The following is a 12,777-nucleotide window of genomic DNA, read 5'->3' as shown; positions in this document are numbered from 1 at the left end:
CCGCCTCGTTACATTAAGGGCGGGAATTTAGGATACATACTATTGTAGTAAACAAACGTGTAGTTCTGATCAGTGTCATAATCATCATTTATGGCAAGATACGTTATTGCAGAACCGCCATAGAAATAAGAATTATTGTCAAGATTCACTATCCAAACTGCGGTTGAAGGCATAACGTTATTATACTCATCATCAATAAATGGAGTTTTTTTAGAATCCTTTACTATACTATTCCATGCATTTAAAGATGCTTTTGCGGCACCCACCTCTTCATCTAAAGAACTTAATCTCCATGGATATTGGTTTCCTGGAATTGTATTGACATTTATTTTTTTATTTTCAGTGTCTGCATAATAATTTGTCCAGCGAAGACAAAACCACATACAGTCACTTTCCAAACCTTGACATTCGAAATAATCGAAATTATTATTCTGATTATTAATCCAAAAAAACTGGTTATGCTCTTGACAAAAAATGGTTTTAAAAAAGGTTAATGTGAAAAAGAAAATAGAAATTGCTATCAAAACTCTTTTCATGGTCTGATCCCCTGTTCCTTTAAAAAATTCCTCATCTCGTTTTTAAAGACCTCATACTTTTTCCCATCGATATTCAATACTGAAAATGGGTCATGGATAATACCATCTTCAACATACATAAATTTTGGCCCAGTTACAGGATACTTATATGAGGGGTACCATTCACAAAAATATATAGGTACTCTTTCATTGTTTATCACAGCATTGGTACCTGATCTTAATATTAAAAGTAATTTAGGTTTTTCAGAAAGAGAAAATGTGTCTTTAAACCATACTGTATAATGTCTTGTCATGATCGTATCCTCTTCAATAGTTCCTAAAATATCATCAATCACTTTTCCATATAATACAAGGTCCCTAGGATACTTTTCATCAGTTAAAGGATAGGCTGTACTTAATGAGGTATCCTTTAACGCCTCAACCAAAATGATACCATTTATCTCTGCCAGTAATCCCCATAGTTCTGGCATTCGTCTTTTTATTTGCATAACTAAGAAACCATCTCCCCCATGACCGTCCCAATATTTTTGACACGCACCATCCCATTTTAGAGTCCAATGGAAAAGTTTAGCGCTTATGTATGCTCTTGCCGAAGATAAAAGGATATCCATCGGAATATCTACCTCTCTTGCCGGAACATCGCCTCCTTTTGAATGGACTTCTTTTCGGAATTTAACAATTTCTACTCTCAATGAATCCCACTCCCTCACGGCACGTGGATAATTTTCTATACCAGGCCATCGCTGATCCCAGGGAACTTCGTGAATTGATCGATAGACTTTCGCACTATCTCTCTCTGTCTGGGTAAAGACAATCTCGGAAAAAAGAACAAAAATAAAAAATATTCTAATTAACTCTTTCATAACACTATCTCCATTTTAATTCATCACGGATTTATCCTTCTGAAGATGATTCCTTTGTCATATTCAAAATGACTTTATCGCTTCTCTTTGCACAACACTTTTCACTCTCTTGAGACTGCGTTCCTTTCCTAAAATAAACACTCCGCTTCTTCAATTCTTTTTTTATCGTAGTCATTTCCTTTGCTACTAATTCAATATATATCAAGAGTGATAAATTGTCAATAGACCTTTGAAAATATCTTTCAGATTCACCTCATCAGCGCCATTTTCTTCGTTTCGCTGAATCCCGCCGAGGTCTTCAGAGTATAGAGGTAAATCCCGCTGGATACTGTCTGCCCGGATTTATCCTTGCCGTCCCATATAACTTGGCGAAATCCGGCTGGTTGATTCTCATCTAACAGCCTGACGATTTCACGACCCATGACGTCGTAGATCGTCAGCGTCACGTGAGACTCTTCCGGCAGGTCGAAGGCAATGGTTGTCTGTGGATTGAACGGATTGGGATAATTGTTTCTCAGCGCAAATTTCTCCGGTAAGATTTGTTTGATCGCTTCCGGCTGACGCGTGCGTTTCGCAAGGCTCCAATCCATTTTCTCTCCCATCTCTTCACTTGCGCGAAAAGTCAATTCATCATCTTGATATTTTTGTTTCATTATTTCAACATAGCCTTTGGCATTCTCCACATCGTTCAAATCAATTCGAGTCGCCAACGCCTGACAAAATAACGCCAGTTTCTCATGTTCTGAATCGGGGTATTTCTGCCGTATCTTTTCATATATCTTACCGGCATTTACTAAATCCTTGTTGTAAAGATAATCGCCGGCTAACAGTTCGTATGCCATCGGCTTGAGATTTTCATTCATCTCAGAATTATTTATTATCTCGCTTAGATAAACATCCAGTCCCGGCTTGCCCAATTCATGATAAAGGTGATAGACCTTGACCAGAGCGTGTTTGGCTTCCTTGGTTTGGGAGAACTTTTTGACTAATATCTTGTAAATATCGATCGCGTCTGCCAGTTTATTATTAATAAACAAGTCATGTCCCCAGAGCCATAAATCGGATAGACGATTGGGATTCGGTTTCTTCGGATTAAAGCCAGCCGCTTCATAGTCTCTGTTCTTATCAGATAAAGTACTTTGCACGGTTACTATTTTCCCAAGCGTCGATCCGCCGCCCGGATCAGTAGTCAGATAAGGTGTGTAATATATCCAAGATAGATAGTTATAGAATTTATTCGCGGGAGGAACGCCTGCGCCCCACCAGTTCCAGTAGGCATAAGCGACGCAATTATCATATGCATAAAGATTATAGCCGGAATTATTGGCAATGCTGTTGTAACCACCTATTCGCTCATTATAGGCATCAGTACTACCCATAAACGGATCTGTGTAGTAGTAGTTATATACTCCATACACATCGTTATCGGCAACGACATTGAATCCCTTATCCGAACCGGATGTCGGCCCAAATTTGGGATAGCAAAAATATTTGAAAGCCGTCCCTATCAGACCGTTATCCTTAAAACTATTATTGTAAAACACCGGTTGGGAAAGCGTCCAAAATTCTACGCCGCTTGTTCCGTTATTGCTGATTTTATTATCATATACATACGGGCTGGAGTTCGTGCCATAAATTCCAGTAGAATTATTATTGATGGAATTTGTCTTGATATCCGGCGATGAGAAATACGTATAAATCCCGTAATTGTTGTTCGTCAGTGTATTATTCTCGATCTTCGGATTGGCGCGGTTGCAATAGACGCCATATTGAGCGTACTGGATATCGCAGTATTTCAGAATACAATTCGCGTCATTGCTGGTATCTTCAAACCGTATGCCGTACCAGTCCCCGGCGGATGGCGTTGCATCGTTGGAGGTAAAAGTAATATGATTAGACGAAGTGCCCTGGGCTATTAATGTGCCGTTAACGGTAATTTTCTTACCTGAGGCAAATTTCAATTGGGCGCCGGGATTAACAGTAAAAACAACACTTTCTTTGACAGTAACATTGGCATCTATCGTCAAAATGACACCACTATTGACAGTCAAATCGCCATAGACATAGACATCTTTATCCCAAGTTGTGTTTGACGAAATAGTTCCTGCCCAGGCATTAGTATAAAAATCGGCAGTCATTGTACTGGCACTGTTACTAATATTAAAGATAGCAAAGCGAGAAGGAATATTATACGGTAAGTTACTTGAAGGTGATGTGTTATCACATATCTCATGAATATTTGAAAGTCCACCAAAGAAATCATAGACATCTCCAGTATTCCAGTCACCTTTTACTTCTAAATGATGAGTACCATCAGCTTCATGGATTTTAATAGTTAGACCATTTGGCCATACAGCACCGGTATAGAAGTTACCCTTTTGATATACTAATAATCCTCCTCCCTCTCTGGTGTTAAAATCCTGATAGGAAAAATCAAAACTAAGAGGTTGTCGGTTTTCAATATAATATACATTCTGGGTAGAGGAAGGATGAGTGTACGTTAGTGCAAATGGATTCATCTCTATGTTTGGGATAGAGACATTTTCCAAGTTTCCGGTAATTGGTGTCGGAGAAATCCATCCTAAATTGATTTTTTCATAACAAGACAAATGAGGCGGTCTTTCATAGGCGCCATAATTTCCTCCAGTCCAATGGCTCATAAATAAACCCATAAGAGAAAAATCTCCAAATCTGTCAGCTGCTCCTGTACGCATATCATATAAACCAAACATCATATGACCCGATTCGTGACAGCCATGATATACTCCGGCAATTCGGCCATCATCTCCATAACTGCCATCGCGTTCATCTGTTAAACAGTTATTTCCAGGACAAGTAGAGGTCGGCCAAAGGCCTTCATTTCTGTTGGTTTCGTTATCCCGATTTCCTGCAAATACGATAATATATTTTTCATATTCTGAGAGAGAATATAGCCATTCTTTTGTAATAGCAGCCTGAGTTGCATATGTATATAAGGGACCCCGTGCATTCCCCTTGCTTAGTGCGCGATAATAGTCTTTATTGTATGGTGCTGTGATCCAATCCATTAAAGTATCCGCTTCATAGATTTTATAGTGGTTGATGATCTTACTACCTGCTGAATATTTAAACTTACCATAGGATACTTCGTCCCAATAATCTCGATAACTTCCGAATATGGCTCTATCTTCGGGTGATCTTGGCTGACTATTAATATTATAAGGATCTGCGGTTACATATTCATGATCGGAAAAGGTCATTAGCCAGTAATTTTTGTATGTATACCATGTAGTATCGCCATCATCATCAATTTTCTTAATACCACCCTGGGCAGCCCGGTTAGTTTGCCAGTCAGAGAATTGGATATAGATAATTCCCACCTTATAACTATCGGCTGTCGCGGCTTTTAATCCGGGGAAACAATCTCCTTCACAGGGATATAGCGGTTCAAAATCAGGTTCATTAATAATCTGGGCAAGAATAATTTGGCACCAGCATAACAACAAAAATGACAGAGCAATACCATTTTTCATAATAGCCTCCTTACTTGATAAGTACTATCTTTTTTGAAATTGTTTGAGATGGTGATGACATGCGTAAAATATATAAACCATTGCCGACCAGCAACCCGCATGTATTGGTCCCGTTCCATTGGATTTGATATTCACCGGGAGCACGGTCGCCGTTAAATAGTTTAGTGACTTCTTCTCCTTTGATGTCATAGACTTTAATATTGATGTTTGTTTTTAAATTAACAGAGTATTTAATTGTTACTGTGCTGTTGAAAGGATTAGGATAGAGCGAATCTATCCTGAATTGGTCAGCAATTTGTTCTGGTGGACTTGTATTTTTTATCGCTAATACAGGCCCTAATTTTCCTTCGGAATCGACATGTTGAGCAAAGATGTCGATATTTCCGGTTACTTCACTGAGTTCATCCCATATCAGGATGCCGCCGCCTTTTAAATCTGAAACGAATTGCCAGTAACCCCAACCTGAGGAGATCAAATCGACCCTTTGGAACAGAACCGCGCCGATCTTGCCCCAGGGGAAATTGCCGTTGGCATCGATTCTCTGCACACACCCCTTTTCCAACGAGTCGTGAAGAACATCAGGAAATAGAATACCACCACAAATATCCGAAATAAGAGGAGCTCCGCCTTTTTCAAGCCATCGGTCTGACCATTTTAAAACGCCTGAACTATCAACTTTCTGAATACAGTTGGTATAATTTTCTTTTTGCCATTGAAAAATAATTCCCGATTCTCCATCAGAAATAGCACGTAGATTAAGTCTAGGTGTTTGATCAAGATATAGTCGATTAATGTCCCAGAGTCGATCTCCACGTCGATTCACGCGTTGTAAGCCAATATATTTTGGCCTTCCACTGGGGAAGCGAAGTCCGGCATAGATAAAACCCCCATGTCCATCTTTAGCGATTTGACTTGAGAATCCAGCGGAATCAGTATATACCTCCTGATTCCACATAGGAAATCCTTCATATGAATATCGCTGTGCTAATTTTAGTTTACGTAATACATAGACTCCGGACGAATCATCGGAAAGAATCCGTGGGTCTTCACCATCGCCAATTAACATACCATCCGGTTCAAATAAGACTACACCGGTGGAATCAATATGTTGTAAGTAGATTTTACCTAAGTCATACACACTCTCTGCGGTACGGCGATCAACCCAAATTATAAATACTCCGCCATGGCCATCTTCTGCCAGGGCTTCCTGATAGGTGGGCTTTTCTTCCATGTTAAGAAAAGAACGCACCAGGACGCCATCATTCTGCCATAAGCAAATACCGTTACTGTCAATTCGCTGGACATAAAGGGAATTGGTAGTGAGATTAAAGGTCGCCGAACCTGCATATTCGCGATAATCCATCCAGACCACGAAAGAACCACCTTTCCCATCACTGAGAACTGCCTCGGCAAATTGGGGATTGGGGGCGGTACACACTGGCACACCGGCCGAGTCCCAGCGTAAATACCCATCCCAACCGATGCGTTGGGCGTAGAGTTCCTGACCGCGTTCGTGAAAGAAAATGATAGCGCCACCCTTGCCATCGGATACTGCCATCGGCATGACCTGGCCACCGAAGGTATTGACAATCGTTGTATTGACGGATGGATCATTCGACCATTGAGCATTTAATATTTGGGTAACGATAATAAATATCAGCAGAATTCTTAACTTTTTGAGGACAGTATTTATACATTTACTAATTTCAAATGGCTTTGAATCCGCATCCGAGTCATGTCTGAATTTCCGACCAACCCTAAAAACCATCATCCGCCTTCTTAAACCTTTATCCATCGTAGATATTTCCTCTGGCGAACTTGTATGCTCGTTAAAAATATTCCTTCTTTAAGCCTTTTTCCATGGTAGTCATCTCCTTTGCTACTAATTCAATATATATCAAGATCGATAGATTGTCAACAAGCCTTTAAAAATATCTTCCAGATTTACCTCATCAGCGCCATTTTCTTTGTCTCACTGAATCCAGCCTATGTAACTTTTAAATGATAATTACCCACTCTGAACGAGAAGGAACCTTCTTTTTTAATAAGTTGTAGATAGAATGTATTATAAAATCACGGGGCAGTCTGCTTTTTATGAATTCGCCCATATCCTTGCCATTTCGACGGCGCCGTTCGTTGCATAAGTTGGAAGCCGAACGGTTTTTTCTTAAATTCCGCTGTGTTGATTGGTAAACTGAACATCGACAACCCGGTTTTGCTCGCGCCGATGGCGGGATACACCGACATACCGTTCCGGATGATTTGCCGTGAAAGAGGCGCCGGAGCGGTTTATACCGAGTTCGTCAGTTCGGAAGGACTCGTGCGCGGCTCGGAAAAAACGAATGATTATCTCGTCTTCGTTGAACGCGAACGACCGATCGGAATGCAGATTTTCGGTCACGATCCGGACGCGATGGCTGAATCCGCCCGATTGATAGAGGCGCAATTTCATCCCGACATCATCGACCTGAATTTCGGCTGTTCTGTCAAAAAAGTCGTGAAAAGAAACGCCGGTTCCGCTTTATTGAAAGATTTGCCGCTGATGCAAAAAATTGCCAGCGCTGTCGTGCACGCAGTTCGGACTCCCGTCACCGCCAAGATTCGCGCAGGCTGGAGCCGTCAATCCATCGTTGCTGTCGCCGCCGCTAAAATGCTCGAAAACGAAGGCATTTGCGCGCTGACAGTTCATCCGCGAACCGCCGTCGAAGGTTTTAAATTCCCGGCGGATTGGAAAATCATCGCCGAAGTTAAATCCCAATTATCCATTCCGGTCATCGGAAACGGCGATGTGAATTCGGAAAACGATGCGGTTCGGATGTTTAGAGAAACCGGCTGTGACGGCGTGATGATCGGCCGGGGCGCTCTTGCCGATCCATGGATTTTTCAAAAGACAAACGAACTTCTTCATACAGGTCAATGCTCAGCGCAAGGTTCGATTCTCGGGCGGATTGAACTCTGCCAGCATCATTTATCGCTTGAAGTAACCTATCGCGGCGAAGCGGATGCAACGACGATGATGAAAAAATGGTATCGCTGGTATTTCCGCGGCATCCGGAACGCTTCTTCCTATCGGGAACGACTCGTCCGCTCACATAGCCTAAGTGAAACACAAGAAATCATTCGGGAACTGAAAGAATCTGTCTGTGCCGATCCTGCTTAACAGCGGCAATTTCTATCCCACTAAAATCAAATCTTCCTGCTCTTTACCGGCGACGACAACCTGTTTATCCAGCGTGATAAAAACGTCAATTTCGGAGCGAACTGCCATCTCGCCCGCAAGATAAATTCCCGGCTCAATTGAAAAACAGATACCCGGCACCAACTCGCGTTCGTCCTTCGTCTCGAGATTGTCGATGTTGACACCATTGCCGTGAACTTCATGGCCGATGGAATGTCCGGTACGATGCACGAAATATTCGCCATATCCGTCTTTGGCAACGACATTCCGGCAGGCATCATCGACCTCATATCCGAAGCATCTTTCACCACGCGCGAATTTATTCCGGACGAAGTCACGTGCCGCATTTCGAGCGTCACGAACAACATTAAATATTTCGATATATTTTGCCGGCGGTTGCTTCCCGATAAAACCACACCAGGTGATATCGTAGTAAATTCCCTTATCGCAATTCTCGCGCGCCCAAAGATCGATTAGAACCGTATCGCCTTGCTTCAGTGTGTACGAATTTGACTCTTTCGGCTCGAAATGCGGATCGGCGGGATGTTCGTTAACGCCGACGATAGGATGATCGCCGTCATCGGTCAATCCTTCTTCCTGAAAACGTTTGACGATGAACTGCTGAACTTCATATTCTGTGATTTTTTCCTTTGCACGAATTGTGCGGTCGATCAACGCAAATGCTTCGTCTTTGATGCGCTGAACTTTTTCTCCGGCTTGCCGATGCAGACGATATCCTTCTTTATCGATGATCGCCTCAAAGGTCTGAACGAGATTTGCAGAAGTGACGATCTCCACACCGAACGAACGAAGCAGTTCAATCGTTCCCGCATCAACCATGGATATATAAGGGATATTATTGGTTGGCGAATATTGCATAGCGATTCGGCGCGAATTTCTCAGCATTTTCCGAATCAAGGCGTGTTGTTGTTCGTAACTCCGGTAAACCATTTTTTCACCGGGAAGCGCGTCCAACTTCGTCGCCTCTACCGACGAAACCAAACGCACTGGCTGTCCATCCGCAGGAATGAAATAGTACCAGCGCCGGGACGTAAGTTTATTCAATTCCAAACCGAGAATGCGATACGCCATCGCATCGCGGTTATGGAAATCGTAAAACAACCATCCATCAATTTTCTGCTTGCAAATTTCACTCTGAATTTTTTCTAAATCCATAGCATAACCTTTCTATTTAACAATTTGAGAAATTTGTTTAAACGCCGGATCAGTTGAATTTTTCAGCATCTCAAAGAGCGCCATCTCGACGCTCGTCATCTGAACTCCGGCTTTTTCAAGATTTCTTAATGCGAGCATTCGATTTTCAACCGTCCGGCTCGAAATGGCATCAGTGACGCAAAATACTTCAAATCCATTTTCGACCAGATCGAGACTGGTTTGATAAACACAGATATGCGACTCGATACCGCAGATTAAAACCTGCTTTCTATTTTGTCGCTTGAGTTCTTCTTGGAACACCGGATCGCGCCAGCAGGAAAACGTCTGTTTGACGATCGGGCGGTATTCGTTTAAAATGGACTGAACCTCATCAACGGTTGCTCCGAGTCCTTTTGGATATTGCTCGGTCAACAATATCGGAATACCCAGAACCTGCGCGCCTGTGATAATTTTTCTGAGATTATCGAGAACAAGCGGATAATCGTAAACAACGTGCAGGAGTTTCGCCTGAATGTCAACAACGACTAATACAGCCTGTTTGGAATTTAACCGGTTCATGGTTTCACCGTTTCGGTCTGAGTTGAACGCGGCGCTGTTATCTCGATTTGTTCACGAAATCTTTTTCTAAAATAAACCAGAAAAAGAAGAACCACGATCAGGAAAACCAGCGCAAATTTGAGTTTTGATGTTCGCTTTTTCATCTTTTCTTCCAATCCACTTCTCTTTTCATTCGACTGGAACCATTTAAATATCATCTCTTTTTAGAAGAAATTCAATAGAAAAGAATTCGACCGGATAGTCTGATAATTCATAGAGATATTTCCGGGAATCTTGATGAGAAATGATATAATAAAAATTGTGTTGACTATTTAACGAATTTATCGTATCATTAATTAAGGTTTATTAACAGAGGAGGTTTTATGAAAAGTTGGATGGTAGTGGCAATCGTTGCGGGCTTAGTAGCGTTAATTCTGGGGATCATCACTCAATTTGTGGGTCATGCAATCATCATTACTGCAAATGCGTGGAACTGTTTCGCTCAGACACTGATTTTGCTCGCAATTGCCTTGGGTCTTCTGAAGGATGGAGAGAAATAATCCGGAACATTCACGGAATATTTCATGAATTCAAAGAATCCTGATGAAAGTCGGGATTCTTTTTTTTACGTCAGGAAATCGCTATCCACACCCTTCGATTCCGAGGCCCGTCAAATTCACAGAAAAATATTCCCTGCCACGTTCCCATGCACAGATGCCCGTTTTCGACAATAACCTGAATGCTGTTGCCGACCAGCGCTGTCTTGATATGAGCATCCGAATTTCCCTCAATATGTAAATATCCTTCATCCGGAGGAACGAGACGGTTCAATTTGGCCAGAATATCGTTAGCAACGTCCGGATCGGCGCATTCATTGATCATGACTCCCGCGGTCGTGTGAGGACAATAAATCGTACAAACGCCTGATTGAGCGTCGATGGACTTAACGATATCCTCAATAGAAATGGTTATGTCAATCATTTCAGTCCGGGCGTGTGTTTTGATTGGTAACTCGTTCATCATTTTCCTCTTATAAATTTGCAATTTTCAATCTAAAATTTTCAATTTGATATTCCTCACTCACGTTTTCCGCTCTTTCTTTTTTGCAGAAGGAAACAAAACATTATTCAAAATCAATCGGTATCCCGGCGAATTTTTATGCAGTTCCAGGCGTGTCGGCGGGTCTCCGACAAAGTGCTGATAATCTTCCGGATCATGACCGCCGAGAAATGTAAATGTTCCATCACCAAAATTTCCGTGAACATATTTCACCTGTTCCCTGTTTTCGACCTCTCCCAGAATCACGACAGATTTCTTGATCAGGTCGCGCCGAAAGCCTGTGGTTTGTCCCATAAATCCCTTAATCATTCCAACATGATCCTGTGTCAACATGGTTGGAACCGGATCGTACTTAGCCGAAAACTCAAAGAGCGTAAAATAGTCGGCTTCCGCGCCAGGTGAAACCGGTTGGAAACTGGGAGGCACGTCAATGTCGGAATATTCATAAAGCATCGGATCGGTGTAAAGTTTGAAATTCTCAAAGCAAAAAGTCTTACTGAAATCTAACTTGAGATTAGCATTTGGATCAGGCGGATCCCCGTCATAAACACTAGCGACTATATCGACATTTTCCGCCGCCAGCGCAATGTCAAGCGCATCGGTCGCCGAACACATTGCAAATAGAAATCCGCCATTTCCGACGTACTTTTTTATCGCACGGGCAACCGCTTTTTTTTCTTCACTGACCTTCGTAAATCCCAATTTCGTTGCCATCAATTGCGAGTTGGCTTCCTCCTGTCGATACCAATCCTGATTCCGGTAGCTCGCGTAGAATTTACCATACTGACCGGTAAAATCTTCATGGTGCAGATGAAGCCAATCGTAATCCGGCAATTTGTTAGTCAGAACTTCCTCATCCCAGATAATATCATACGGGATTTCAGCGTAGGTCAATGCAAGCGTAACGGCATCATCCCACGGTTGTTTTCCGGGAGGCGAATAGACGGCGATCTTCGAGGCTTTTTCCAGAATTGCGATGTCCATATTATTTTGATCGATCGTCGAATAAATCTGCAATGCTTTCGCCCCGCTGATTTCTTCAAATGAGACGCCGCGCAGGCGCAACTCCTTGACAATTCCCGGATAAGCATCCATCATAAAGGAACCGCCGCGATAATTCAACAACCATTCAACCATCACTTGTTGTTTCAGCGCCCAATATGCGATGCCGTACGCTTTGAGGTGATCGGCCTGCGACTGATCCATTGGAATCAGGATTTTCTGGGCGTTCAAAGACGAAATTCCAAAAAAAACCAGAAATCCGTAGATGAGAAAACGTTTGAGCACAGATTCGATCATTTCATCAGCACCATTTTGATCGTTTGCGAATACTGTCCGGCTGAAATCCGGCAAAAATAGACACCGCTTGGGATTTCCCGACCGTCCAAAGTCACTTCATATCGCCCGGCGTGAAGACGCTCGTTGAGAAGCGTTTTAACGGCGCGTCCCATAACATCATAAACGGTCATTGATACAAACTCATCCTTCGGCAAATCGAATCGGATGTGCGTCGTTGGATTAAACGGATTCGGATAATTTTGTTGCAGGCGAAAACCGTCTGGAACGAGTTCTTCATTCGCCGGATAAACGGCGACGATATCCGGATAGACGATGCGCAGGTTATCCAAATAAATCGTCCCACTGTTAATCTGTCCAATATCGGCAGAATTTCCCAGCTGAATCTGCAAACCGCGCAGACGAACCGGATAATTGAAATAGGTGCCGCTCGCTATCGGAACCATACTGGAAAACGGAGCGCTTGGCGTCGTAAAGTTTGTATCAGGCAAATAACCGATGATACCGATCCGATATAAGTCACCGTCAATATCCGAAAAGAGAAAATAAAGTTTGTGCTTCCATCCATCCGATTTGAAATCAACCTGAACTGAGCTCGGAACGCCGTAAATCGGAATGTC

General features: G+C 42.5%; 10 protein-coding genes. 1 reads left to right on the top strand and 9 read right to left on the bottom strand.

Annotated features, from left to right (window positions below; translation table 11 throughout):
* Window positions 1-8: 8 nt before the first annotated feature.
* The 4 genes from COT43_02225 to COT43_02210 all read right to left on the bottom strand — a co-directional run bounded on the left by COT43_02225 (window position 9) and on the right by COT43_02210 (window position 6,706).
* Window positions 9-536: a hypothetical protein gene (locus tag COT43_02225; protein ID PIS30209.1), complete on the bottom strand. Its 528-nt coding sequence runs from the start codon at window positions 534-536 to the stop codon at window positions 9-11.
* Window positions 533-1,399 (bottom strand): hypothetical protein, encoded by an 867-nt coding sequence (locus COT43_02220; protein PIS30208.1) that lies wholly within the window; start codon window positions 1,397-1,399, stop codon window positions 533-535. The genes COT43_02225 and COT43_02220 overlap by 4 nt, the downstream gene beginning before the upstream one ends.
* 248 nt (window positions 1,400-1,647) lie before the next feature.
* On the bottom strand, window positions 1,648-4,911 hold the full coding sequence (locus tag COT43_02215; protein PIS30207.1) for a hypothetical protein: 3,264 nt from the start codon (window positions 4,909-4,911) through the stop codon (window positions 1,648-1,650).
* A 10-nt stretch (window positions 4,912-4,921) separates the two neighbouring features.
* Window positions 4,922-6,706, bottom strand: coding sequence for a hypothetical protein (locus COT43_02210; GenBank protein PIS30206.1), 1,785 nt, complete (start codon window positions 6,704-6,706; stop codon window positions 4,922-4,924).
* Between the two features lie 384 nt (window positions 6,707-7,090).
* Between COT43_02210 and COT43_02205 the strand changes: the two genes are divergently transcribed.
* Entirely contained in the window at window positions 7,091-8,071 is a 981-nt protein-coding gene (locus COT43_02205; protein ID PIS30205.1) for a tRNA dihydrouridine synthase DusB, read from the top strand.
* Window positions 8,072-8,083: 12 nt separating this feature from the next.
* Here COT43_02205 and COT43_02200 read toward each other — a convergent pair whose 3' ends face one another.
* The 5 genes from COT43_02200 to COT43_02180 all read right to left on the bottom strand — a co-directional run.
* Window positions 8,084-9,265, bottom strand: a complete 1,182-nt coding sequence (locus COT43_02200) for a hypothetical protein (protein ID PIS30204.1) — start codon at window positions 9,263-9,265, stop codon at window positions 8,084-8,086.
* Window positions 9,266-9,277: 12 nt separating this feature from the next.
* Window positions 9,278-9,823 (bottom strand): hydrolase, encoded by a 546-nt coding sequence (locus COT43_02195; GenBank protein PIS30203.1) that lies wholly within the window; start codon window positions 9,821-9,823, stop codon window positions 9,278-9,280.
* Between the two features lie 609 nt (window positions 9,824-10,432).
* A complete protein-coding gene (locus COT43_02190) occupies window positions 10,433-10,822 on the bottom strand; it encodes a hypothetical protein (GenBank protein ID PIS30202.1) in 390 nt (129 codons plus the stop codon).
* A 60-nt stretch (window positions 10,823-10,882) separates the two neighbouring features.
* Window positions 10,883-12,130 carry an asparagine synthetase B gene (locus COT43_02185; GenBank protein PIS30210.1) on the bottom strand — a complete coding sequence of 416 codons (1,248 nt, stop codon included), beginning with the start codon at window positions 12,128-12,130 and terminating at the stop codon, window positions 10,883-10,885.
* Window positions 12,131-12,156: 26 nt separating this feature from the next.
* Window positions 12,157-12,777, bottom strand: a 621-nt coding sequence (locus COT43_02180; protein PIS30201.1) for a hypothetical protein, incomplete at its 5' end; no start/stop codon positions are given.

Source organism: Candidatus Marinimicrobia bacterium CG08_land_8_20_14_0_20_45_22 (genome assembly GCA_002774355.1).
In the GTDB taxonomy this organism is placed as follows: Bacteria; Fidelibacterota; UBA2242; order UBA2242; family UBA2242; genus 0-14-0-20-45-22.
The sequence above is the reverse complement of the archived record's forward strand: the minus strand, read 5'-3'. Positions and strand labels throughout refer to the sequence as shown.